We start from the raw sequence: 24,864 nt of genomic DNA on the forward strand, positions 1-24,864 counted from the left end.
ATGAAGACTATGTTCGGTTGTTCTTTAACAATTAGGAAGGAATGAAAGTTCTAAGTGCCTGGAATACTTGATGAGGGTATTTCAGGGCAGTTATGAACATGGGTTGTGATTGCATTCACAAATTTGCAAGTTTCTCCAAGAAACCGAAGCAACATTTAGAGAACAGCGACACGTTACAAGTCGATTGAAACCGTGCCGGGTAAAAGGCGGCAGGGTTATAGGATCAAGCGACTAAGTGCATGTGGTGGATGCCTTGGCGATCACAGGCGATGAAGGACGCGGCAGTCTGCGAAAAGCCCCGGGGAGCTGACAACGAGCTTTGATCCGGGGATCTCCGAATGAGGGAACTCCAAGCTTTAGCTTGATCCATGCGTGAATACATAGCGCATGGAGGCGAACGCGGCGAACTGAAACATCTCAGTAGCTGCAGGAAAAGAAATCAACCGAGATTCCGGAAGTAGCGGCGAGCGAAACCGGAACAGCCTGAATTCGATATTGAGAAGAACACTGGAAGAGTCTGGAAAGGCTCGCCATAGTGGGTGATAGCCCCGTACGGGACGTTCATCTCAAGGTACTGAGGATTCGAAAAGTAGGTCGGGGCACGTGAAACCCTGGCTGAACATGGGGGGACCATCCTCCAAGGCTAAATACTCGTGATCGACCGATAGCGTACTAGTACTGTGAAGGAAAGGTTAAAAGAACCCCGGGAGGGGAGTGAAATAGATTCTGAAACCGCATGCATACAAACAGTAGGAGCCCTTCGGGGTGACTGCGTACCTTTTGCATAATGGGTCAGCGACTTATGTTATGTGGCAAGCCTAACCGACTAGGGGAGGCGCAGCGAAAGCGAGTCCGAACAGGGCGATTCAGTCGCATGGCATAGACCCGAAACCAGATGAGCTAACCATGGCCAGGCTGAAGGTGTGGTAACACACACTGGAGGGCCGAACCTACTGGTGTTGCAAAACCAGAGGATGAGCTGTGGTTAGGGGTGAAAGGCTTAACAAATCTGGAGATAGCTGGTTCTCCCCGAAAACTATTGAGGTAGTGCCTTGCGCATGAGCTTCTGGGGGTAGAGCACTGTTATAGCTAGGGGGACATGGCGTCTTACCAAACTATGGCAAACTCCGAATACCAGAAAGCTTCGCGCAGGAGACAGAGCACCGGGTGCTAACGTCCGGACTCAAAAGGGAATCAACCCAGACCGCCAGCTAAGGTCCCTAATATCAGCTAAGTGGAAAACGAAGTGGAAAGGCTAAAACAGTCAGGAAGTTGGCTTAGAAGCAGCCATCCTTCAAAGAAAGCGTAATAGCTCACTGATCGAGTCCTTCCGCGCGGAAGATGTAACGGGGCTAAGTTGATAACCGAAGCTGCGGATTCACACTTTGAGTGTGAGTGGTAGGGGAGCGTTCTGTAAGCCTGCGAAGGTGGATCGTAAGGTCTGCTGGAGGTATCAGAAGTGCGAATGCTGACATGAGTAACGATAAAGCGGGTGAAAAGCCCGCTCGCCGCAAACCCAAGGTTTCCTGCTCTACGTTAATCGGAGCAGGGTGAGTCGGTTCCTAAGGCCAGGCTGAGAAGCGTAGCTGATGGAAATCAGGTTAATATTCCTGAACCGGCGTTGAATGCGATGGGGTGACGGAGCAGCCAGAGTGGACCGGGTGTTGGATGTCCCGGCTTCCGAGCGATGGGTGCCTGCAGGCAAATCCGCAGGCGTATACCCAGGACGAAGGATCGGGTCTTCTTTTGAAGACGAAGCCACTGGAAGCGCTTCCAGGAAAAACCTCTAAGCTTCAGTTCAACGGCGACCGTACCGTAAACCGACACAGGTGGGTGAGCTGAATATGCTCAGGCGCTTGAGAGAACTCGGGAGAAGGAACTCGGCAAATTGACACCGTAACTTCGGAAGAAGGTGTGCCTTTGTAGCTTGACGGGAGAGAAACCCGGAGGGTGAAGAGGTCTCAGAGAATCGGTGGCTGTAACTGTTTACTAAAAACACAGCGCTCTGCAAAGATGAAAGTCGACGTATAGGGCGTGATGCCTGCCCGGTGCTGGAAGATTAATTGATGGGGTGCAAGCTCCTGATCGAAGTCCCAGTAAACGGCGGCCGTAACTATAACGGTCCTAAGGTAGCGAAATTCCTTGTCGGGCAAGTTCCGACCTGCACGAATGGCATAATAATGGCCACACTGTCTCCTCCCGAGACTCAGTGAAATTGAAATGTTTGTGATGATGCAATCTCCCCGCGGCTAGACGGAAAGACCCCATGAACCTTAACTGTAGCTTTGCATTGGACTTTGAACCGATCTGTGTAGGATAGGCGGGAGGCTTTGAAGAATGGACGCCAGTTCATTCGGAGCCGTCGTTGAAATACCGCCCTGATTTGTTTGAGGTTCTAACCTGGGCCAGTGATCCTGGCTGGGGACCGTGCATGGTGGGCAGTTTGACTGGGGCGGTCTCCTCCTAAAGGGTAACGGAGGAGTGCGAAGGTACGCTAATCACGGTCGGAAATCGTGAGGATACTGCAATGGGAAAAGCGTGCCTGACTGCGAGACAGACAAGTCGAGCAGATGCGAAAGCAGGTCATAGTGATCCGGTGGCTTCTGTATGGAAGGGCCATCGCTCAACGGATAAAAGGTACTCTGGGGATAACAGGCTGATACCGCCCAAGAGTTCATATCGACGGCGGTGTTTGGCACCTCGATGTCGGCTCATCTCATCCTGGGGCTGTAGCCGGTCCCAAGGGTATGGCTGTTCGCCATTTAAAGAGGTACGTGAGCTGGGTTTAAAACGTCGTGAGACAGTTTGGTCCCTATCTACCGCGGGCGCTGGAAGATTGACAGGGGCTGCTCCTAGTACGAGAGGACCGGAGTGGACGCACCTCTGGTGTATCGGTTGTGACGCCAGTCGCATTGCCGAGTAGCTATGTGCGGAAGAGATAACCGCTGAAAGCATCTAAGCGGGAAACTTGCCTGAAGATTAGTCTTCCCGGAGGCTTGACCTCCCTGAAGGGTCGTCCGAGACCAGGACGTTGATAGGCCAGGTGTGGAAGCGCTGTGAGGCGTGAAGCTAACTGGTACTAATTGCCCGTGAGGCTTGATCCTATAACCGTGCTGCTTAGTTAAATGACAGCAAATGGTTTTGAAAGGAAGCTTGCAAAAAGAAAGAAATATGTGAATGTGGAAAAGCAAGCCATGTGATTTCATTCCTTCCCAAAGAATTCGCTTGAGAAGTCCTTAAAAACTTCGAAAGCAAAGCCTTTGCCTGACGGCCATAGCAGAGTGGCCCCACCCCTTCCCATTCCGAACAGGACGGTGAAACGCTCTCGCGCCAATGATAGTCGGTTGTATTTCCGGTGAAAGTAGGTCACTGTCAGGCTCCCCTTTCAAAACCCTCGAAAGTTTTCTTTCGAGGGTTTTGTTTTATGTGCTTTTGGAAACCCGGACATGAAAAAAGGGAGGAGCATTCGCTCCTCCCTTCTTTCGGGTTTCATAAATACCTCTACGCGGTTTCCGCTGCGTCGTTCAGCGTAGTGAGTTCCTTGCCTTCCTTTTTCATGCAGTCAATCAACGCGCGGGCCGCTTTGGAAACGTACCGGTTGCTGCGGTAGACGACGCGGATATCGGAATCCGGAATCTTCGGACGGATCGAGAAGAACCGAAGCGGGAACTTAGGCGCGAAAAGCCGCGCGAGCGTATTGGTCACCAGAGTCGGCCCGACCTTTTCGTCTGTCAGGGCAAGGCAGGTCGCCAGATCGCCGGTTTCCAGCATCACCTTGGGCTTCACGTGAGCCTTTGCGCAGAGATCATCAAAGACAGAGCGCATCCGCAGATCGTGTTTCACGGTGACGAACGGTTTTCCGTCAAAGAGCCTGAAGTCCAGAACAGGGTAGGACGACGCCCTGTTTTCAACTGCCTGGCTGCACATGGGATCATCTGTCCGGAGCGCGATCAGGCACTCTTCGGAATAGAGTTCCTCTGTCGTGATGTTGGGCAGGTTTCTCGGATTCGGAACGATGGCGAGATCCAGTCTCCCGTCCGCGACCGATTCTTCCAGATCCACGCTGGAACCCTGCTCGATCACGAGCTCCACTCCCGGGAATTCCTTCATGAAAGGAGGCAGGGCATTGACGAGGAAGTACCCTTCAAAGTACTGAGGTGTACCGACAACGAGCCGGCCCGTAATGCCGCTCCCCATATCGTGAATCTGAACCCGCGAGAGCGCGCGGATCTTATTGACGTTCTTTTCGGCCCCAATCCAGCATTCCCCGGCGGGTGTCAGCCGCAGGGGCTTTGCCACGCGGTCAACCAGCGTAGCGCCGACGTCTTTTTCGAGACGCATGATGAACTGAGAGAGCGAGGGCTGAGAGATGTTTAGGCGCTTCGCAGCTCTGGAAAAGCTGCCAGCCTCGAGAAGTGTCTGTATATATTGGAAAGGTTTGTCTGCCATGGTCACAGTTGTACCAAAGAAGAATGTTCAACCCCTATACGACCCCCTAAATCCATTATAGATTTTTTTCTATTTTGTTATAAGTTTGTTTTTAAGAATTAACAATTAAATTCAATTCTGAGAGCATTGATCCTATCGCCGCTTCTCTTGGTAATACCTCGAAAACCCGTGCTTTTCAGCGAGATTTTTTTTTGAAAAAACGCTACATTTACTAAACCAAAACTCTGTTTCGCCCTTAAAACCGGGCGGCTTGAAAAGTTCTAAGGAGATAGATAATGAAGCGTCGTCAATTCCTGGCTCTTGCCTCCAGCGCTGCTGCCGCTGCCATCCTGACTGCCTGCGGTAAGAAAGAAGCCGCCTCTTCGGCTGCCGCCACCGCTACGGCGGGTTCGAGCGCTGCTGCCGGCAATGTCACCATCAAGGTCGGCGCGACTCCGGTCCCGCACGCTGATCTTCTGAAGGTTGCCGCGAAGAACCTCGAGAAAGAAGGCGTCACGCTGCAGATTGTCGAGTTCAACGATTATGTCGAGCCGAACACGGCTCTGGAAGACAAGTCGATTGACGCGAACTTCTTCCAGCATAAGCCTTATCTCGATGACTTCCAGAAGCAGCATAAGACTCACCTCCTCGCCCTGGCCCCGATCCATATCGAACCGATCGGTCTTTATGCCGGCAAGAGCAAGGATCTGAAGAACATCAAGAACGGCGCTACGATCGCGATCCCGAATGACGCCACGAACGGCGGCCGCGCTCTGCTCCTCCTGCAGTCTGCCGGCATCATTCAGCTGAAGAAGGGCACCGGCATCAACGCGACGAAGGCCGATATCGTCTCGAACCCGCATAACGTCAAGCTCCAGGAACTGGAAGCCGCTCAGATTCCGCGCTCCCTGAAGGATGTGGACTTCGCTGTCATCAATTCGAACTTCGCTCTGACCGTGAATCTGAACCCGGTGAAGGACGCTCTCTTCATTGAAGACTCCAAGTCCCCGTATGCGAATTACCTCGTTGTCCTCCAGGGTGATGAGAACCGTCCTGAGATCCAGAAGCTTGTGAAGGCTCTGCAGTCTCCGGAAGTGAAGGAATACATCGATAAGAACCTGAAGGGCGCTGTCGTCGCCGCCTTCTGATCGTTCTGCCGATAAAAAGCTTCAGAGCAAAAGAAGCGCCCGGATCCTGATGGACCCGGGCGTTTTTTTAAATCCCAGACGAAATTTCTGCTTAGTAGGTCATAACGGCCGGCAGAGTCTTCGCTTCTTCAACCCACTTGGCGACTTCCTTTTCGGAAACCGCGCCGTTCGTCAGATTCTTGGCGGCATTGACCTCAGCCATCTTTTCGGCGAGGTTCTTCGGGACGCGGTGCGCGAGTTCCTTCACCGTATCAACACCGGCCGCTTCCAGCAGTTCGGCGTACTGAGGACCAACGCCGTTGATACGGCATAGATCAGCATGGTTCGTCCACGTGAGAATCAGCTTTCCGGAAATACCCGTGGCCTCTTCCAGCTCCGCACGGCCCGAACGGGTAGCTGCTTTCTTCAGCAGATCGGCAGAATCCTTGATGCCCGCTTCTTCCAGCTTTTTGGCGTAAGTTTCGCCAACGCCTTCGATATCAATCATTTTGTAGGTCGTCATTTCCAGATTTCCTTATGAGGTGATGGGATATTAATCACTATAAATCTTTTTTCTGTATTACGGTAATGCATTTTTTGCAATTTCCTCCTAAAAAATCCTCTTTTAATTCTTTCTAGTAAACTCACACCATTCTCTTTAGAGGTACGAAAGAAGTGAAAAAGAAGAAGCTGAGCCTCGGGGGGCTCCCGGATATCGGTTTCATGGATCAGGATGCTGGCAGCCTTCCAGGGGCTTTCGGGGACAAGGCAGCGCCGCGGCCGGCTGCCGTGAAACTGAAGAAGGAACTTGCCGCGAAGAAGGTGGCTAAAGCAGAGATTCCAGCCGAAGCAAAGAAGACGTTCGACCGCGTCGCGAAGGCGCTCGAGGAATTTGATTCCGCCGTGAAGAAGCACGCCCGTTAACGGGTGGGGGTCGTTTTTTCATCCCGGAGGCAAAAAGAAAGCCCGCGGAATTTTTCCCGCGGGCTTTGGTCTGACTGAAGGAATCAGACGCTGTGGGGGCTTCAGGCCGCAGCGGCGAGCAGCACGTCAAGCGCCTTCTTCAGATCGGCGTCCGAAATGTTAAGCGGCGGAAGGAGCCGCACCATGCCGCCATGAGCGGTCAGGGCGAGAACGCCGTTCTCCATCATCTTCGCGACGACTTCATTTTCAGACTTCACGGTCTTCACGCCGATCATGAGGCCAAGGCCTGAGACACGCTCAATACCGGGTTTCCCGGCGAGATACTCCTTCACGAAGTTCCCCTTGCGGGTGACTTCGGCGAGGAACTTATCGTCGAGACGCTTCAGAATCGAAAGAGCGCCGGCGCAGACGATCGGGTTGCCGCCGAAAGTGGAACCGTTCTTCCCGGGGGTGAAGACATTTTCAACCTTCATTCCAAGCATTGTGGCACCGATCGGGAGACCGCCGCCAAGACCCTTCGCGGTCGACACCACATCAGGAAGGACGCCGTAGTGCTCATAGGCATAGAGCTTACCGGTGCGGCCGTTCCCGCACTGGACCTCGTCCGTCATGAAAACGATATCTTCTTTTTCGCAGAGTTCAGCGACACCCTTCACATAGGCATCGGAAAGCGCCCGGACGCCGCCTTCACCCTGAACACATTCGATCAGGATGCCGGCCACGCGGTTCTCGCGGACAATCTGCTTCAGCCCTTCGAGGTCATCAGGCTCCGCGTGGACAAAACCCGGCGTCAGAGGCAGGAAGTCCTGATGGAACATGTCCTGTCCCGTCGCGGCGAGAGTCGTCAGCGTACGGCCGTGGAAGGAGTCCCGAAGCGTCACGATGGTGCTCCACTCCTTGCCTTTCTTCGCTGCCGCATAGGCACGGGCCGCCTTGATGGCGCATTCATTCGCCTCAGCGCCTGAATTGCTGAAGAACACCTTCTTAAGACCGGTGCGTTCGCAGAGGAACTCCGCAAGTTCAGCGTCAGGAGCGGAGTAGTAAAGGTTCGAGGTGTGCTGAAAACGGTGAAGCTGCGTCTGCACGGCTTCAATCCAGGCCGGATCCTTCTGGCCGAAAATATTCACGCCGATACCGGAGCCGAGGTCGATATAGTGCTTGCCGTTTTCATCCGTGAGGATCGATCCCTCACCGTCGACAATCTGTACAGGATACCGGGAGTAAGTATTCGCAATGTACTGAGAGTCAAGCGTCTTAATGTTATTCGTCATCAGTCATCAGTCCTTTCATCATTCTTATTGGCCGTGTCTTTCTCAGCCTTCTTTTTCTTAACGATCATCGTGCCCGCACCGGTGTCGGTGAAGAGCTCCATCAGGACGGAATGGGGGATGCGTCCGTCCATGATGATCACCTTCGAAACATTGTTCTTCAGCGCTGTGATGCAGCATTCAATCTTCGGGATCATGCCGCCGGAAATAATTCCGGAGCCGATCATTCCTTCCGCTTCTTCCATGTCGATCAGCGGAATGAGCGAAGTGGGATCATCCTTATCCTTCAGCAGCCCCTGAATGTTTGTCATCAGGATGAGGCGCTGGGCGTGGAGGGCTGAGGCAATCTTTGCCGCAGCCGTATCCGCGTTGATGTTGTAGACGTTTCCTTCCTTGTCGCAGCCGAGGGACGAGATGACGGGGATATAGCCGCGCTCGAGCAGATCCCGGATCGGAACCGGGTTCACTTTCGTGATTTCACCCACGTAGCCGAGCGCCGGATCCTTCATCTTTGCCGTGATCATGCGGCCGTCCATGCCGGAGAGGCCGATCGCGCTCCCGCCCTTCGCTTCCAGATAGGTGACAAGGGTTTTGTTGATCTTGCCGGCCAGCACCATCTGGGCAATCTCAACCGTTTCCTTATCCGTCACGCGGAGGCCGTTCACGAACTGGGATTCCTTGCCGACCCGCTTCAGCATGCCGGTGATTTCTGGTCCGCCGCCGTGCACGAGCACTACGCGGACTCCCACGAGGTGCAGCAGAACGATATCCTCCATCACCTGCTGCTGGAGGTCCTCTGTCAGCATCGCGTTTCCGCCGTACTTCACGACCACGGTCTTGCCGTAGTACTTCTTGAAGTAGGGGAGTGCCTGGGTCAGGACTTCAGCCCGATCCGCATTCGAAAAAGCAGTTGCCATTTTTCTGTCTCCTCCGCTGATCATGTCCGATAGTCGCCGTTGATCTTGACGTAGTCATAGGTGAGGTCGCAGCCCCAGGCCGTGGCTTTGCCTTCGCCGTCATGAAGATCAATAAGGATATTGATTTCGGGTTCGAGAAGCACTTTCTTCGCGATGTCTTCGGAGAAGGGGATACCGGCTCCGTCAACACAGACCGGAATGACGCCGGCTTTCGATTCGAAAGAGAGTTCCACCTTATTCACGTCAACATCCGCACCGCTGTAGCCAATCGCGCAGAGCACCCGGCCCCAGTTCGCGTCAGCGCCAAACATGGCGGTTTTGACGAGCGACGAAGTAATCACGGCTTTCGCGGCGATCCGGGCATCCTTATCGGTCTTCGCGCCGACCACCCGGCATTCGAGCATCTTGGTCGCGCCTTCGCCGTCCCCGGCGATCATGCGGCAGAGATGGATCGTGACGGTGTTGAGTGCTTCCATGAAAGCCGTAAAGTCAGGGCCCTCGGAAGTGATCGGCTCATTTCCGGCAAGACCGTTCGCGAGCAGCAGCACGTGATCATTCGTCGACGTGTCACCGTCCACGGACGTCATATTGAAGGTCTTCTGCACATCGTGCGATAGGGCCTTCTGGAGCATTTCAGAAGTGATCGCGCAGTCCGTCGTGATGAAAACGAGCATTGTGGCGAGATTCGGATGAATCATGCCGGAGCCCTTCGCGATCGCGCCGATGTGGCAAGTCTTGCCGCCCACCGTGAATTCAACCGCGATCTGCTTCATGCGGGTGTCTGTTGTCAGAATGCCCTGGGATGCGTATTCGCCATGCTCCTGGTCGCGGGCGAGGCCGGCAATCAGAGAGGGGAGACCGTTCACGATCGGGGTGATGTCAAGGGGCTTGCCGATCACGCCGGTCGAGGAGACGCAGACGTCCTCGGGTTTGAGACCGAGCTGCGCGGCGGTGATTTCAGTCATCCGCTCAGCGACCTCAACGCCATCGGCGTTGCAGGTATTGGCGTTCCCGCTGTTCACGATAACAGCCTGCGCGCGGCCATCCTTCAGGTGATCGCGCGTCACGAGGAGCGGAGCGCCTTTCACGCGGTTCTGGGTGTAGACCGCGGCTGCGGTGCAGGGCACATCGCTCACGATCAGAGTGAGATCGCGCTTCGACTGATTCTTTCTGATGCCGCAGTGAATGCCGTTAGCCCGGAATCCGAGCGGCGTGCAGACATTTCCGGAAGAGATCTTCAACATGTCAGTGATCCTTCTAGCAAAAAAGGGTATGCGTATGACCTGCCTGCAGCCTGTGCCCGGAAGTCCGGGCGGCTGCTTGAGGTCCGCTTGAAAATAAAGTTGCTTTTAGCCGGTGCGCGTATATCAGACAAGCCTGAGGCCGGTCTCGGGCGCAGCGCCGATTACAAGGTTGAGACACTCGACAGCGGCACCCGATGCTCCTTTTCCAAGGTTATCGTAGCGCGCGGCAAGAAGGATGCGGTCTTCGTTACCAAAAACAGACACATCCATTCTGTCGAGTCCCGAGAGGGAAAGTGCGGAAAGGAATCCGGACTCGTCCGCATTTTCCCGGTACGAGACGATGGGGCCTCGGTATCGTGACTGATAGACTCGTCGGATATCTTCAATGGTGGCGCCGTTCAGGAGATCCTCGCGGAAAACCGGAACGGTAACGAGCATGCCTGAGTAGAAGTCGCCGACAATCGGAAGGAAAGCGGGCAGCGTATGAAGCCCGGTAAGGGCTTTCATTTCAGGAAGATGCTTATGGTGCTGGGGGAGGGCGTAGGCGCGCGGCGCGTCGAGGAGCGGGCTCCGGCCTTCAGACTCGTACTCGGCAATCATCTTTTTGCCGCCGCCGGAGTATCCGGTGAGCGACGTGATGGAGAGCCGCGCGTCAGGCGACAGAATTCCTGCTTCTACAAGCGGAGAGACGAGCGCGATGAAACCGCTCGCGTGGCAGCCGGGGACCGCAACGCGGCGGGAGGTCCGGATCGCTTCTTCCCGGCCGGAGCCGAGTTCAGGGAATCCATAGGCCCAGCCAGGCGCCGTGCGGTGCGCGGTGCTCGCGTCCAGCACAATGGTATTGGGATTGGTGATGAGACTTACCGCTTCAATGGCAGCCGCGTCCGGCAGACAGAGAATCGCGACATCTGCGCTGTTCAGCGCGTTGCGGCGGGCTTCAGGGTCCTTTCGGGATTCTTCCGGGAGCGTGATAAGGGTAAGTTCCTGACGGCCTTCTAGCCGCTCACGGATTCGCAGTCCGGTAGTGCCCGAACTTCCGTCGATAAAAACTTGAGTCATTCCTGCCTTCTTATTAAAGCCTGCCCGGGGGAAATGTGGCCCTGACAGGAGTGCTTGTAAAGATGACTGTTTTGGCCGACCGCGGAAAGCTGACACGGCGTACGGCTGACTCCTGGGGTACTTAGCCCCTGCCTCAAGACATCGTCTGTTTAAGATACAAGTTCCATAAAAATGTGTAGAGAAGGCAGGGTATTCAATCTTGATCGATATCAAACAAACCGGAATAGAGGGGGTTTTTAAAGCCTTTCAGGGGATGTAATTCAGGATTACCCGTACTATAGTAATTGTTTTTACGGGTTTACCCTCTAAGAGGTAAACAACAATTACGTTTGCTATATGAATTTTCCTTTTGTTCCGCCTGCCTCCAATGCAGCCACTCTCCGATGGAAGAACTGGATTGCGATCCATTTCCTCATAACCGGCGTTGCTGTGCTGACACTTTCAGGTTTCTCATCCGTCATGGGAATCTGGGTGCTGGAAGACTATGGCCTGACGCTGAGCGCGCCGGGCTGGGAGCTGATGCGGGGCGCCAAAGTGGTGGGGGAGATTCTGTCGGGACTCGGCCTCGTCCTTTTCATTATTGGTATCTGGACGGGAAAACCACGGACAAAGCCTGGACTCTGGCTCTCATGCCTTCTCGCGCTTTGGCTCGCGGTCACGGTTCCCGGGCCGGGGTTTGAGCCGGTGATCGATGCGGGGCTTCCGGTCCCCGTTTGGTGCGCTCTGACGTCGCTCGCCATTCTTGTGTTCACGCTCCGTGTCGCGACAGGGAGCCGTCAGGCGCTTTCAGTCGCCATCGGCACCGCAGCGGTGCTTGGAGCGCTGAGTGCTGAGAATCTCGCGCCGGTGCTGCTGGGAATCCTCTTTATCCTGCTCGGAAGAACGCGGTCCGCGCTTCTCGCGCGTGAGGAGTTGCTCTTCACGCTCGCGAATCCGGATCGGGAGACGCTGACCGGTTTTGTGCTTCAGGGAGTAGGGTACGGAATTGTTGTGCTCGGTGCCGCCGCCTGGTATTCCTACAGCGCCTACTCCAATGAGCACTTCTCTGTTTCCCTTCTGATTCAGGGAATTGTGATTTTTCTGATCGGCGCGGTTCTTCTCCTTATCCGCCCCGGGAAAAAGTCCGAAGCAAAATAAAAGGCTGATTCCGCGCGTTGCGGAACCAGCCCTGTCTGCAGAAACCTCGGCGGACTACTTCGTCTTCTTCGCCTTGGCCTTCACATCCTTTTCATACTGAATGAGTTCATTCAGATATTCTCCCGGCGTGTCGCTGCAGGACACATACAGCCGGTCAACCGCACGGGTAGCAGCCACGTGGAAGAGCGCGCGTTCAGACCGCGCGGCTTCTTCCCGGTCATCCGGATCCGGCGATTCATTCAGCGTCAGCGCGTCAGGGATGTTTCCTTCATCGGCGCCCACAATGAATACAGCCCGGAATTCAAGCCCCTTCAGGCGATGCAGCGTCGCGCTTCTGACGCCGGCCGCGTTCGGGTCATCCGGAATGTTTCTCGAAATCTGCAGCGTCTTGATGCCGCGCTTCGAGAGCGCGCTCTGATAATCGTCAAGCAGACTGTCCGTTCGGGCAGCGATGACGATAGAGGAGAGCGCGAGGTCGCGTTCCGTATCGATCAGGTGATGGATCTGACGGACGATCCAGCTCACTTCGTCCGTGAATTCCTTTCCGACATAGAGTTCGGGGAGCGGTCCGTGGCGGAGGGTGATCTCGCGCTCCTTATCCTTATCGGATTCCTTCCCTTCGTTCAGGATGTAGTCCGCGGCACCCGCGATTTCAGCGGTCGTGCGGTAGCTTGTCGTGAGGAACTGGGACCGTCCGCCCTTCACATTGATGCCGCAGGCGGCAAAGGACACATCGCGGCCGTAAATTCTTTCACGGCTGTCGCCGACAAGGAAGAGGTCGCCTTCGACATCGCGGAGTTCAGGGTGCTTATCGTGGTCAGGCGTCAGAGCCCGGAGAAGCTTCAGGCCTTCGGGACCGAAGTCCTGGATTTCATCAGCGATAACGGCGCGGTACGGTGCTTTTTCAGCGGTGCTGCTGCTTGTGAGAAGGCCGATCGCCGCGTAGTAGGCGTCAGGCGCCGCGACCTTGCCGCGGGCGAAAAGCTCGCGCCTGAAGTTCTCAAAGACGGGCCAGATCGCCTCGCGCTGTTCAGCAGTGAGTGTCGAGGCATCCGACTTCATATAGGTCTTCTGAATCCGGATGTTATTCGGGAGCACATGACGCTCGAATTCCTCGCGCGCTTCGGCTTCGGTCACACCTTCCGGAAGCGTTTCGGTCGCGGCTTTCCAGGCGAGTTCATAAATCGGCTTCCCCGGATAGATGATCGCGGGTTTATAGCCGTTGCGGCGAAGGAATGCCGTAACCCAGCCATCCAGGTTTGTCACCTCAATCGTATTGATCCGGTCCGCGCGGACGAGCCTCTGCAGCTGTTCCTCGATATCGACCGCGAGGTTACGCGTCGCGGTGACGAAAAGCAGCCGGTCATCATCCTTCCAGTCGGGGAGTTCAACAAGGTGCTTCGCGCGGTGCATGGCAACCACAGACTTACCGGTGCCGGCGCCGCCCTGAACAAGGAGCGCTCCCTTCCACGGTCCATCGACAATCTTCTTCTGCTCGGGATTGAGGTAGAGGCGGATCTTGCCCATCTGGGATTCGGCGGAGTGGTGGAGCTTCGCGTACTCACGCTTCACAGCGGACCATTCAGCCCCATCCACGTACCAGGTGAGACTCTGATAGGTCTCAGCCGGAATTTCGCTTCGAGAGGCTTCAAGATCGTCCTTGTTTTCGAGATCACGCACGAGCGGCAGCTTCGACTTGGGAAGCCCGATCGCAATCAGCTCTTCGTCGGAGATATCCGCGAAAAGCGGAGGGGGTGGAGGCGGGACCTCTTCCTCATGCTTCACCGCGCCGGGTCTCTCGCAGAGTCTGAAGTAACCGCCGGTTTTTGCCTCATCGTTCGGAACGAATTCGTGTTCTGCCGCCCATTCAAACGCTGCCTTCGTCCAGTTGGCTTGGGCGATGATCTTAAGATCCGGGGCGGGTTCCGCGACAACGACGCTCCAGGCGGAGTTGAGAGTAAAGATCCGGAAGCCCTCAGGCACTTCCTGGGACTTTCTTTCCTTATAGGGAATCTCTTCGGGATTGGCAGAAAAGCGGGAGATAAATGCGAATAGATCCGTCTGAATGACGGACGGCGCGCTGGAGAGTGCCTCTACCAGCTGTGGAAGTAGGAAAATCTGGACAGCGCCTGCTTTTGAATCAGTCATGACTGCTCCCTAATTTGTGATACTTCGGCCGCAAAAGAAGAACCGAAGATTACACTATCTGCTAAATTCATTGTACACAGGAAAAAAATAATTTCGAAACTATCTCCTGATAAGGGGATGGGAGGTCGCATGCGGGTTGTTATCACGTCGCGGGGCTTCGCGGAAAAAGGTGAATTTCAGGGGTCTTCTTCCCCCAATGACCCCGAATCGATCCTCCGGGAGGCGGGTTTCGAAGTGGTGAATCTTTCCTCTGCCGGGTTCGGTGCCCAAAGTACGGAGAATGAGATTTTTGAAGCCCTGAAGGACGCGGATGCGGCGATCGTGGGGCTTGAGCCGATCACGGAAAGCCTGATCCGAAGGCTCCCCAAGCTTCGCGCCGTGACGCGTCGCGGGATCGGGTATGACTCCGTCGATATTGACGCCTGCCGGGCCCGCGGTATCACAGTGATGCGGACGACTGGAGCCGTGGAAGGGGCCGTTGCCGAACATGTGATGGCGTACCTTCTTTATTTCGCCCGCCGTCTGGATCTTCAGAATCAGTCCATGCAGTCGGGGCACTGGGAACGGATGGCGATGCCGGGGCTCGCCGGTTCAACGCTCGGTCTCATCGGGTTTGGCGGAATCGGAAAGGAAATCGCGCGCCGCGCGGCGCCTTTCGGAGTCAGGATTCTGTATACCTGCCGTCATCCGGATCCTGCCTGGGAGACGGAGTTCGGGGTCTCCTACGCTCCGATGGATGAACTCCTGAGAGAAAGCGACGCGGTATCCGTAAACGTACCGCTCACTCCGGCTACGCGGGGGATGATTGGCGAGGCGGAGCTTTCGCTGATGAAGCCTGACGCGGTGCTGATCAATATCGCACGGGGGCCGGTAGTGGATGCCGCAGCGGTGAGGCGGCATCTCGATCAGGGAACGCTTGGCGGGGCGGCTGCGGATGTTTTTGATCATGAACCCTGCACAGACTCTCCTCTGATGGGGTCAGAAAAAGCCGTTCTGACGCCCCACACGGCGTCTTTCACGAAACGGAACGCGGCCGGCATGAATATCAGAGCCGCGAGGAATATCGCCGAGTGGGCCCGCGGAACCCTGGATCCCAAATATGTGGTGAAGTAAAAAGAAAAGGCGGAATTGAGATTCCGCCTTTTCTGCGACTTGAGGAGCGAATTCCGTTTATTTCAGGAAAGCCGCGATGCCGGTGAACATCAGCTGACAGCTGAGGGCCGCGAGCACCAGTCCCGTGATTTTGGAAAGCATCGCGATACCGTTCGCGCCGAGCACGCTTTTCACGCGGTCCGCGACAAAGAGCATCAGTCCGACAGTAAGACACGCCGCCACAATGCAGGCAAGCGTCTCCGCCTTCTTGATATAGGTGGGCGATTCCGCGGCGGCAATGACGAGAGCGCCGACCGTGCCGGGGCCGATTGTGATCGGAATGGCGAGCGGCACAATCGCGAGGCTCATGAGTGAGCTGTCAGTCGACGGAAGAGAAAACTTTCCCTGGGTGAGCGACACCGCGGAAAGGAAGAGAAGGGCACCCGCGCCGATTCGGAAAGAGTCCACCGTGATTCCGAAGAGATCAAAAATCGTTTCCCCGAAGAGAAAAAGCAGAATCGAGGTGAGAACGATACCGACCGTCACGCGGCCGGCAAGGGCCCGCTGCATCCGCGTCTCAACCTTTTCCGTGAGCGCGAGGAAAACCGCGAGAATGAAGAACGGGGTGAGCAGAAAGAAAAACTTGATATAAACCGAGACGGCGGCTGAAAGGGACATATCGGATACTTCTGAGGGCTGTTTGTTATGGTTTACGTGAATAGCTTACACGGAAACCCGTGGGCAAATTCATAATTCCTAACAGTTTTGCCCGTTGGTCACAAAAACGTGCTAACCACTAGTGTGTAGTTGGTTCCGGATCGGTACAATCGATCAGTTCATCACTGGAAGCGGAAGATGGCACTTTACGGTCTGCAGGTCTCACCTGCCTGCACCCCGCAGTTTTTCCCTTCCCTCAATCAGAGGTTTTAAAAGAACATTATGGGAAAGCTTTATCTCGGATTTGACGCCGGTACTCAGAGCGTCAAGGTCGCGGTCTATGACAGCAGCTGGACAAAGGTTGCGTCCCACAGTCTTCCGACTACCCTCGGGTATCCGAATCCGGGCTGGGTTCAGATGGATGCGGACGAATACGTCGCGAATACGGTTACCTGCATGAAGGCCTGCAGCGATGAACTCCGCCGCAAGGGCTATGATCCGGCGGATGTCGCTGCCATTATGGGTGACGGCATTATCTGCGGTATCACCGGTATTGACGCTGACGGCAACGCGATTACTCCCTTCATCAACTATCTGGATTCGCGGACGAAGGAAGACGTTGACGCGATCAACAGCACGCCCCGCGAGATCTGGGGCCGTGAGACCGGAAACCCGGAAGCTTCCTGTATGTTCCCGGCGATGTTCGCCCGCTGGTTCCTGAAGAATTCCGACGCGTTCAAAGAGCGCGGCGTGAAGTTTGTCCATGACGCGCCGTATATCCTCATGCATCTCGCGGGTCTCAAGGCTGAGGACGCCTTCATTGACTGGGGCACGATGTCTGGCTGGGGCCTTGGCTACCGCGTGATGGATAAGGTCTGGAGCGAGGAACAGCTTGAGATTCTCGGCATCGATCCGAAGTACATGCCGAAGATCCTGAAGCCCTGGGATATTGTCGGAAAACTCACCGCTGAAATGGCTGAGAAGACGGGGTTCGCGGAAGGCACGCTTGTCTGCGCGGGCGCCGGCGACACGATGCAGTCGATGCTCGGTAGCGGTGTCTTTGAGTCTGGCCAGGGCGTTGACGTAGCGGGTACCTGCTCGATGTTCTGCGTTTCGACGGACGGCATTGTTCCCGAGCTCTCGAAACCCGGTTCCGGTCTGATCTTCAATTCCGGCTCCCTTCCGGACACCTATTTCTACTGGGGCTATATCCGCACGGGCGGTCTTGCGCTTCGCTGGTTCAAGGACAACATCTGCCTGAAGTCAGACGATCCGAAATACTACGTGCCGCTTTCCGAAATGGCGGAAAAGGTTCCTGCGGGCTGCAATGGCGTCCTCTTCCTTCCGTATCTCACGGGCGGCACCGGTGATGAGGCGAACGCTTCCGGCTGCTTCCTCAACCTCACGCTGGATGATGATCAGGGCGTGATGTGGCGCGCTGTGCTTGAGGCGATCGGCTACGACTATATGGAGATCACGGATACGTACCGTGCCTCCGGTGTCCCGCTGAAGCGCATTACGGTGACGGAAGGCGGTTCGCGCGACTCTCTCTGGAATCAGATCAAGGCGGATATGCTCGCGTCTGACGTCGTCCGTTTCCGCAACGCGGGCGGCGCGGTCGTCACGAACTGCGTCTTCGCGGCTCTCGCGTCGGGCGGTGTGAAGGACGTGATTCCGGCGCTACAGGACACGATCGTGCGCGATGCCTCTTACGCCCCGAACCCCGCGAATTCCGAGCTTTACCGCGATCTCTTCATGAAGAAGGTGAAGCTTGTGAAGCAGGATATGCGTGAAGCCTTCAAGACGCTCCGAAGCATGAAGTCTTTCCGCTGAGAAGCTCCTGTAAGCTGACAAAAGCCGCCGGTTCCTCAAAAAGAACCGGCGGCTTTCTTATGATCGGAATCGCTTCCGTTCTTTATCAGAGGTAGAGCCAGAAGAAGATCGGGCAGAGCACCGCGAGGAACACGATCGTGGTGGACACGAAAGCGGCCATCGCGGTGTCGGTCTTCAGACCATAAAGCGCGCAGCAGAATACTGTGTTGATCGCGACAGGGCAGGCGGACTGGATAACGAGCGTAGCCGTAATCGTCTTATCCGAGAACACGAAGAAGCAGAAGAGCCAGATAATCGCCGGCATCACGATGAATTTCAGCGGAATCAGCTTCAGCACATTGAGGTTCAGCTGACGGCGGGCAGCCGCGAAGTTGAGGAGCAGGCCCACCGGGAGGAACTGGATCCAGGCCGAAATATGAACGAGCGCGGCAAAGAACGGGGCGAAGCAGTCCGGCTGCTTCACGCCGCCGAGAGAAAGCGCGGCGCCCGCGAGCATGCCGAGGATAGACACCTGATTCCAGGTGAAGAACATCTCGCGGAAGGTGCGCTTTTTGGAAAGGCCTCGCTGGGTATCCGCCATATCATGGAACTTCTGGCAGACCGGGAAGCAGAAGAGAATCAGCACGATACTCTGCAGCACGCCGATCACCTGGACGTAGGCGAACGACGTGGCGCCAAGCAGCATGAAGCAGAGAAGACCGCCAAGCGTACTCGTGTTGCCAAGCATGGAGGACACCACGAGGGCGCCGCGTTCCAGCGGATCCTCAACTTTCTTCGTGATTGCCATGCCGAGGAAATACGGCACGAAAAGAATGATGAGACCGGCAATCGGGATCAGCGCCACTTCTGCGGTGAACTTCAGCTTCCAGAAAGCGACAAAGGCGAGGACCGTGAAGAGACCCCGGACATTCAGCTTGATCATGAAGTCATTGAATGCCGGCTTGACGAGATTTTTCTGCTTCAGGAAGTAGCCGATCGATATCGGACCGATGATATCAATCAGAAGCAGCACAACTCGCATTAATGTATCGTCCATTTCGGGCCCTCTTCTCCCAAGGTTTTTTGAAGCGTAGGCGCGTGAGCTTACGCCCATGAAATAGGCAGAGGTTGCTGAAAAACCCCGAAAACAGGGGATACTAAAGGAAATACCTAAAGTCAGACGGATAGGAGCGCCTAGGTCAATCTGACTATCTACGTATCTCACTATAGAGGCGGTCTGACCTCAGAAAGGATGGGGCAATGGCTCGCAGAGAGTAGGGCTGAAGGGGAAGTAACTGCGTGATTTCTGAACAGGATTTCGGGGATGGGTGAAATTCGAGACACAAAAAAGGCAGTTCATTTCTGAACTGCCTTTCTGATCGGATCAGCCAGTGAGGATTTTAGGCCTTCGGCTCTTCCTTCTTCGCTTCAGGAGCCGGAGCGGCGACTGCGGCAGCAGCCTCAGCGCGGGCTTCCTTCTTCACGGGGTTCGGAACTGACTTCTGAACGGGCTTATCAGCCTGCTTCGGCTTCGAGCCGGCCTTTCCCTTGCGGGCGGCGATTTCAGCCTGACGGGCAGCCTCGCGCTCAGCCTTCTCGCGGATCTTATGAATGAAGCGGCGGACACGCTCAGCTTCATTTTCCGTCAGCCAGAAGCTCTTCTGCGAGCGGCCTTCAGCAATCTGTGCGTCACGGAACGCCTTCCAGTCGCCGGAAGTCTTCTTCAGAGCCTGCTGCAGAGCACCCATGGGAGCGGGGTGATCGTGACCGCGGCTATTATGACGGTCGCCGTTTCCGCGATGATCGCCGTGGCGATTTCCCTTCTTGCCCTGAGGGGCCTTGGCAGGACGCTTGGCGTCAGAAGCCTGGGCGGGAGCCTTGGTTTCTGCGGCGGGAGCAGCCTTCTCTTCAGTCTTTGCTTTTTCAGGCGCTGCGGCAGCGGTTTCAGCTGCCTGATCAGTCGTGGTGGGTTCCATATTCCTAATACCCTTTGTACGAAACAATCGCTTTGGGGCTCTTACCCGAAAGCTAATTCGCTAGAGTTTAGCGAAAAGCGCCGCAAATTGGAAAGCTTTTCAGTGGGTATGGGTTCTTTTTCTTAGAATGACGGAATCCGTTATCTGAATTTCCATCTCCCATGCGACAGTCAGCCGTTCCCCGTCTGCTTTTCTCAATGATCCTCACCGCTATCGCGGCTGAGGCAGGGGCTTATACGGCGTCCTCCCCCTGGTTTCAGGGGAAGGGACCCGCGGTTCCCGCACTGGCGGAATCAGCGTGGATCGGCGGGTGGCGTGAAGCGGGCGACCTGACACCTGACTCCCGGATCATTCAGGGGAAACTTCCGAACGGTTTTCGATACGCACTCTTATCCGCTCCCCGGAAGGGAAAGGTGTCGCTTTCTCTTATTGTCGGCGCCGGGTCATACGCCGAGCGGCCGTCTGAGCGGGGGTACGCCCACTTCACGGAACACCTTGCTTTTACGGGATCCACTCACTATCCATCAGGCACCGCGGCCAGGTTCTTTGAAGAAAACGGCATGAAGTTCGGGCGTGACGCGAATGCCTTCACGTCCGGCAACCGGACCGTGTTCCGGATCACGCTCCAGAAAGCGGATCAGAAGACACTCTCTGAATCCCTGCAGGTGCTCAGTGACTTCGCGGGCGGTGTGCTTTTCGCGCCGGAGTCTGTCGCGAGTGAGCGGGGCGTTGTGCTTTCAGAACTTGCGCTCGCGGATACGGAGGAAGGGCGGACGCTCGCTGATCTGAGAAAGTTTCTTTACGGCGGCACCCAGTTTGAGTTTCTCCCGGCGGGGGATCCTGCCGTGATTTCCGCGGCATCTCCCGAAAACCTGAAGCGCTTCTACCGGACCTGGTATGTCCCGCAGCGTATGATCCTCGCGGCGGCAGGTGACATCCGGCCTGATGACCTTGTTCCTCTGATCGAGAGAACGTTTGGAACGCTTCAGGCGGGTACGCCGCCCCCGGTCCCTTATCTGGGTGACCCGGATCGGGAGGGAGTAAGAGCGTGGTCCGGTGTAATCCGGGGAAACGGGGCTCGGATCCGGATCCGCGTCATGCGGAAACGGTCTCCGGCCGAGGACTCGGCAGCGTTAAGAAAATCCGGATACCTTATCGCCGCGGCTCAGAGTGTGCTCACTGAACGGCTCTCGCGCCGGGCAGAGGCGGGCGGCGCCCCTTGGGTGTCCGCGGCTGCTTATATCGGAATTCAGGATCCCTATCTGCCTGAGGCATCGCTTCGGGCAGATGGCGGATCCTCATCCTGGGAGGCTTCCCTCTCGGCGCTCCTCGCTGAACTGAAATCCGCGGAAACCGGTGTGACGGACGAGGAGGCGGCTCGCGCAAAGCGGAGAATCCGGACGGCCCTCGAAAGCGCGGTCAAAGCCGGAATTCCGGATCCGGACATCGCGGTGGAAGGGATGGAGACCGAACTCGCGTCCGGCCGCGTGATGACGTCCCCCGAAACGGATCTCGTCCTTTTTGACGCTGCGGCGTCTTCGATCACTGGCAAAGCGATTTCAGACGCTATTCGGGAAGCTTTTGAAACCGGTGCAGTCACAATTGAACTCATGGCGCCAGAGAAGGTGCCCGAGTCTGATCTTCTCCGGGCGTATGAGAGCGCGAAGCGGGGAGGGAGCGGGAGAGAGCCCGTCGGATCTCAGACCGGTACAATCCGCTTCCCCTATCTCAGGCTTCCGCCGCTTCCGGATACACCGGCCCTCAGGGGTGCGGAGAGAAAAGCTGAAACCCGGGTGATGGCTCAGGGGGTTGAACTGAAAACACTGCCACTCGCTAACGGGGCAAAACTCAGCCTGCTGCCTGAAAAAAACGCGGAGGGTGTCACCGTATCGCTTTTCTTCGGCCCGGGAACGGATGCCCTGCCGACTGACCGCCTGTGGGTTCCGCGGTTCGCGTCCCTCATTCTTCCTCAGCGCGGAGTCGGCCGGATGTCCCCCATGGAAACCGCGGCGTCTCTTGGTTCACTCGGCGTCCAGGTGTCTGAGTCGTACGCCGCGAAAACCGCGGTGATCCAGGGAACAGCCCCCGCGCAGCGCCTCAGGACGCTTTTTGAAGCCATCTGGACGCAGTACCGGGACCCGATGGTCGGCGAAGGGGACGCGGCGCGTGCGGCAGAAGGTGTTCTGAATACGGAAGACCGGATAGTGAACACGATGGATGGCGCGGTGACGTGGCGGCCTTCCTATTTCTTCCACGGCGGGAATCCGGCCTTTGCGCCTCTCACGCAAGCGGATACCGCGCGATTTACAAAGGAAGCGGCGCTTTCCTGGTTCCGTGACACCCGGAATCCCGGGCCGATCCGGATTCTGGTCACCGGATCCTTTGATGAAGCAGAGGTGCTGAAACTCGCGGAACAGCTTTTCGGAAACGAAATCATCCGCGGTCCCCGCCCCGCCGCGGCGAGATCCCGCTACCGGTTCCCGGCCGGAGTGGAAAAGACAGAAACCCTAAAGGAAACGACGCCGCGCGCCGGTGTGTTCACGGCTTGGGGATACACGCTTTCTCCGTCTGAGCGGGGAAATTCAGGGTACTGGGCCGGAAGAGCCGCGGCCGCCGCGCTCGATACCCGGATCCGCAGGATTCTGCGCTCTGAACTTGGTCTCACCTACAGTCCCTGGTGCCGGCTTGTCCGCGTTGAATCGGATCCGGAGGAAAGCTATATCGAGTCCGGAGTCCTCACCGAGGCCGCTGACATCGCTTCTGTGCGGACGCGGATCCGCGCGATCGCGGCAGACCTCGCGAGGCATGGGATCACGGAGTCTGAGTTTTCGGAAATCAAATCGCCCCTCGTGTCTGAAATGAGGAACGCGATCGCGTCTTCGCGGTTCTGGCGGGAAGAAGCGGCGTATTCGATTGAAAACAGCCGGGTCACTGATCCGGTGTCTGAACTCCGGGCGCTTGAGGGGCTGACCCTTTCTGACGTCAACGCGGCTATCCGGCGTGTCTTTGAGAGCCGCCCCGCGGTACTCATGATCCAAGGGCAGAAAAAAGGGGAGAAATAAAAATTTCTCCCCTTCGTGCGACGCGATTTTTTGTCTTCAATTGATCGGACGGGCCGAAAGCGGCTCACCTTCGTACCCGTTCTTATAAAGCGTCTCCTCAGCGACGAGGAAACGATGCAGGGCCTGGGCGACAAGTTCGAGGTTGGTTCCGGAGGCCTTTTCCCGGAGAACCTTGATCGTGGCATAGCCAAGCGGTCTCAGATGACCGAAGAAGAACCTCGCCTGCTCCTTATCGTCCGCTCTCTGCGAAATCAGCGCCTGAAGGAACGAGAACTCAGCGGGCAGTGTGTCCGCGAGCCGCTCCATTCCAGGCTCAATCGAGATTCCGTTATCGGTATAGCGATCGAGCAGCCGGTTGCGGAAACCCTCCTCATCGAAGGTGAGGCTTTCGGGCTTGAGGAGAGCGGTTTCGGAAAGCATCTTCACGTCGCCGTTTTTGAAGAGAAGCGCGAGATCGGCGTTCATCTGCTCCACTGGGTAGGGAGCAGGCTTCATCTCGGGAGGCGGCTGCGGCAGCGCCATCTGCTCCACAAAGGAGAGATCGTGCCAGAGCGACTCCCACTGATTCGCCGCCTCGCGGCGCTGCTCAGCATTGAAGAAAAAGAGAATAAACCAAAGGCAGACGGAGGCACGCTTCGCGTCATACTGATACCTGAGCGTCTGCTTGGCGATCGCGTTCCAGTCAACGTTGCCGTTCATCTGGATATCGCCGCTGTTACCTGCTGCCATAAATGAGTTCCGTATTGAAAAAAGACTGCTGATACACCTTATATGGGGACAGGATCCCTGTATTTCAAGGGGTTGCGGCGATATAAAGGGTGACAGCCCTTTTTGCGTTCGTCTTCGGCCCAGAGCGCGATCCGGCGAAGCCCTTCACGTAGCCGGGCCCGGGGTGTCGCGATATTGATCCGGATCCAGCCGGGGGATGTTTCGCCGTAGTGAGCGCCGCCATTCACGCGGACGTGATAGCCGTGGAGCAGCTCTTTCTCAATTTCGGTCGATGTCTTCCCAAAGGACGAGAAATCGATCCAGGGGAGATACGTGCCTTCCTGAGGCGAAAGGAAGCAGCCCGGGAGTGACTCGCGGACAAACTCCTCGATCACCTTCCGGTTGCCATCGAGGTAGTGATTCAGGGCGTCGAGCCAGGCCGCGCCCCGGTCGCTGTACGCCGCGATCAGCGCCTCAATTCCGAGCGGATTCGGGTCGCAGACCTCGTTGATATTGATCTGCCGGTCGATCCGGTTCCGGGCCTCTGCGACCGGCGCGATGATGTACGCGGTCTGAAGCCCGGCGATATTGAAGGCCTTGGAGGCGGCGGACGCCGTGATCACATGGTCCTTCGCCCACGGAGAGACAGAGGCGAGCGGCGTGTAGCGGAAGCCTTCAGCCGTGAGTTCGCCGTGGATTTCGTCTGAAATCAGGAAGATCCCGTGCTTTTCGCAGATCTCAGCGACACGCGTGAGTTCGTCTCGCGTCCACACGCGGCCTGTCGGGTTCTGAGGATTGCAGAAGAGAAGGGCGCGGGCCTTTTCTCTGGAAGCACGTTCTTCGAGATCCTCGAAATCGATTTCCCAGCGGCCGTTCACGAGCTTCAGCGCGTTTTCGCTCAGCACAAGGCCCGAATTCCGGACTGAGGAGAAGAAGCAGTTGTAGGCAGGCGTCTGGATGATGACTTCATCGCCCGGGAGGCAGAGCCCCTGGAGGATCGAGGAAATCGCGGGCACCACACCGGTCGTGGGAATAATCGAAGTCCGCGAGAATTCCACTCCGTAACGCTTCCGGTACCAGCTGACGATCGCCTCATAAAAGGCTTTCGTCGGGAGGCCGTAACCGAAAACACCGGAATCGAGTTTCTTCTGAAGCGCTTCGAGAATCACCGGGGCGGCGCGGAAATCCATATCCGCGACCCAGAGCTCGATCACGTCCGGATCCTGGTCGATATCCCACTTAAGCGAGCGGGTGCCGCGGCGGGCAATCAGCTCGTCGAAATCAAACTGTTCTTCTGCCATCTCA

18 protein-coding genes and 2 rRNA genes are annotated in these 24,864 nt (G+C 56.4%); 8 read left to right on the forward strand and 12 right to left on the reverse strand.

Going from position 1 to position 24,864, the window contains the following annotated elements:
• Nucleotides 1-221 precede the first annotated feature (221 nt).
• Both M4NBBH2_RS07000 and rrf read left to right on the forward strand, forming a co-directional pair.
• Nucleotides 222-3,104, forward strand: a 23S ribosomal RNA gene (locus M4NBBH2_RS07000).
• 159 nt (nt 3,105-3,263) lie between these two features.
• Nucleotides 3,264-3,378: ribosomal RNA gene (gene rrf / locus M4NBBH2_RS07005) — 5S ribosomal RNA — on the forward strand.
• 123 nt (nt 3,379-3,501) lie between these two features.
• Here rrf and M4NBBH2_RS07010 read toward each other — a convergent pair.
• Nucleotides 3,502-4,449 (reverse strand): LysR family transcriptional regulator, encoded by a 948-nt coding sequence (locus M4NBBH2_RS07010; RefSeq protein WP_116270271.1) that lies wholly within the window; start codon nt 4,447-4,449, stop codon nt 3,502-3,504.
• 275 nt (nt 4,450-4,724) lie between these two features.
• On the opposite strand from M4NBBH2_RS07010, the gene M4NBBH2_RS07015 reads away from it, so the two are divergent.
• The gene (locus M4NBBH2_RS07015) at nt 4,725-5,576 is read left to right on the forward strand and encodes a MetQ/NlpA family ABC transporter substrate-binding protein (RefSeq protein ID WP_116270272.1); all 852 of its coding nucleotides are present in this window, start codon (nt 4,725-4,727) and stop codon (nt 5,574-5,576) included.
• A gap of 91 nt (nt 5,577-5,667) precedes the next feature.
• Here the strand turns inward: M4NBBH2_RS07015 and M4NBBH2_RS07020 are convergent, their stop codons facing one another.
• Entirely contained in the window at nt 5,668-6,078 is a 411-nt protein-coding gene (locus tag M4NBBH2_RS07020; RefSeq protein WP_116270273.1) for a DUF4332 domain-containing protein, read from the reverse strand.
• Between the two features lie 152 nt (nt 6,079-6,230).
• On the opposite strand from M4NBBH2_RS07020, the gene M4NBBH2_RS07025 reads away from it, so the two are divergent.
• Entirely contained in the window at nt 6,231-6,479 is a 249-nt protein-coding gene (locus M4NBBH2_RS07025) for a hypothetical protein (protein ID WP_116270274.1), read from the forward strand.
• A 101-nt stretch (nt 6,480-6,580) separates the two neighbouring features.
• On the opposite strand, the gene M4NBBH2_RS07030 is transcribed toward M4NBBH2_RS07025, so the two are convergent.
• The 4 genes from M4NBBH2_RS07030 to argC all read right to left on the reverse strand — a co-directional run bounded on the left by M4NBBH2_RS07030 (nt 6,581) and on the right by argC (nt 10,967).
• Nucleotides 6,581-7,750 carry an acetylornithine/succinylornithine family transaminase gene (locus M4NBBH2_RS07030; RefSeq protein WP_116270275.1) on the reverse strand — a complete coding sequence of 390 codons (1,170 nt, stop codon included), beginning with the start codon at nt 7,748-7,750 and terminating at the stop codon, nt 6,581-6,583.
• Nucleotides 7,750-8,664, reverse strand: a complete 915-nt coding sequence (gene argB / locus M4NBBH2_RS07035; protein ID WP_116270276.1) for an acetylglutamate kinase — start codon at nt 8,662-8,664, stop codon at nt 7,750-7,752. The genes M4NBBH2_RS07030 and argB overlap by 1 nt, the downstream gene beginning before the upstream one ends.
• 20 nt (nt 8,665-8,684) lie before the next feature.
• The gene (gene argJ / locus M4NBBH2_RS07040; RefSeq protein WP_116270277.1) at nt 8,685-9,908 is read right to left on the reverse strand and encodes a bifunctional ornithine acetyltransferase/N-acetylglutamate synthase; all 1,224 of its coding nucleotides are present in this window, start codon (nt 9,906-9,908) and stop codon (nt 8,685-8,687) included.
• 123 nt (nt 9,909-10,031) lie between these two features.
• Nucleotides 10,032-10,967, reverse strand: a complete 936-nt coding sequence (gene argC, locus M4NBBH2_RS07045) for an N-acetyl-gamma-glutamyl-phosphate reductase (RefSeq protein WP_116270278.1) — start codon at nt 10,965-10,967, stop codon at nt 10,032-10,034.
• A gap of 336 nt (nt 10,968-11,303) precedes the next feature.
• Between argC and M4NBBH2_RS07050 the strand changes: the two genes are divergently transcribed.
• Complete coding sequence (locus tag M4NBBH2_RS07050; RefSeq protein WP_116270279.1) at nt 11,304-12,104, forward strand: hypothetical protein; 801 nt, start codon at nt 11,304-11,306, stop codon at nt 12,102-12,104.
• Between the two features lie 54 nt (nt 12,105-12,158).
• Here the strand turns inward: M4NBBH2_RS07050 and M4NBBH2_RS07055 are convergent, their stop codons facing one another.
• Nucleotides 12,159-14,252, reverse strand: a complete 2,094-nt coding sequence (locus M4NBBH2_RS07055) for a 3'-5' exonuclease (protein ID WP_116270280.1) — start codon at nt 14,250-14,252, stop codon at nt 12,159-12,161.
• 129 nt (nt 14,253-14,381) lie between these two features.
• On the opposite strand from M4NBBH2_RS07055, the gene M4NBBH2_RS07060 reads away from it, so the two are divergent.
• On the forward strand, nt 14,382-15,365 hold the full coding sequence (locus tag M4NBBH2_RS07060; RefSeq protein ID WP_160117881.1) for an NAD(P)-dependent oxidoreductase: 984 nt from the start codon (nt 14,382-14,384) through the stop codon (nt 15,363-15,365).
• A 57-nt stretch (nt 15,366-15,422) separates the two neighbouring features.
• On the opposite strand, the gene M4NBBH2_RS07065 is transcribed toward M4NBBH2_RS07060, so the two are convergent.
• Nucleotides 15,423-16,022, reverse strand: a complete 600-nt coding sequence (locus M4NBBH2_RS07065; protein WP_022442785.1) for a MarC family protein — start codon at nt 16,020-16,022, stop codon at nt 15,423-15,425.
• 261 nt (nt 16,023-16,283) lie between these two features.
• Here M4NBBH2_RS07065 and M4NBBH2_RS07070 point away from each other — a divergent pair, with 261 nt between their 5' ends.
• Nucleotides 16,284-17,834, forward strand: a complete 1,551-nt coding sequence (locus M4NBBH2_RS07070; protein ID WP_116270282.1) for an FGGY-family carbohydrate kinase — start codon at nt 16,284-16,286, stop codon at nt 17,832-17,834.
• Between the two features lie 85 nt (nt 17,835-17,919).
• On the opposite strand, the gene M4NBBH2_RS07075 is transcribed toward M4NBBH2_RS07070, so the two are convergent.
• Nucleotides 17,920-18,870 carry an AEC family transporter gene (locus M4NBBH2_RS07075; RefSeq protein WP_022442783.1) on the reverse strand — a complete coding sequence of 317 codons (951 nt, stop codon included), beginning with the start codon at nt 18,868-18,870 and terminating at the stop codon, nt 17,920-17,922.
• 343 nt (nt 18,871-19,213) lie between these two features.
• Nucleotides 19,214-19,789, reverse strand: coding sequence for a hypothetical protein (locus M4NBBH2_RS07080; protein WP_116270283.1), 576 nt, complete (start codon nt 19,787-19,789; stop codon nt 19,214-19,216).
• A gap of 161 nt (nt 19,790-19,950) precedes the next feature.
• On the opposite strand from M4NBBH2_RS07080, the gene M4NBBH2_RS07085 reads away from it, so the two are divergent.
• Complete coding sequence (locus M4NBBH2_RS07085) at nt 19,951-22,851, forward strand: M16 family metallopeptidase (protein WP_116270284.1); 2,901 nt, start codon at nt 19,951-19,953, stop codon at nt 22,849-22,851.
• A gap of 36 nt (nt 22,852-22,887) precedes the next feature.
• Here the strand turns inward: M4NBBH2_RS07085 and M4NBBH2_RS07090 are convergent, their stop codons facing one another.
• The gene (locus M4NBBH2_RS07090) at nt 22,888-23,580 is read right to left on the reverse strand and encodes a hypothetical protein (protein ID WP_116270285.1); all 693 of its coding nucleotides are present in this window, start codon (nt 23,578-23,580) and stop codon (nt 22,888-22,890) included.
• A gap of 38 nt (nt 23,581-23,618) precedes the next feature.
• Nucleotides 23,619-24,860 (reverse strand): MalY/PatB family protein, encoded by a 1,242-nt coding sequence (locus tag M4NBBH2_RS07095; protein ID WP_116270286.1) that lies wholly within the window; start codon nt 24,858-24,860, stop codon nt 23,619-23,621.
• Nucleotides 24,861-24,864 lie beyond the last annotated feature (4 nt).

The sequence above is a fragment of the Mesosutterella multiformis genome, from assembly GCF_003402575.1.
Lineage (GTDB): Bacteria > Pseudomonadota > Gammaproteobacteria > Burkholderiales > Burkholderiaceae_F > Mesosutterella > Mesosutterella multiformis.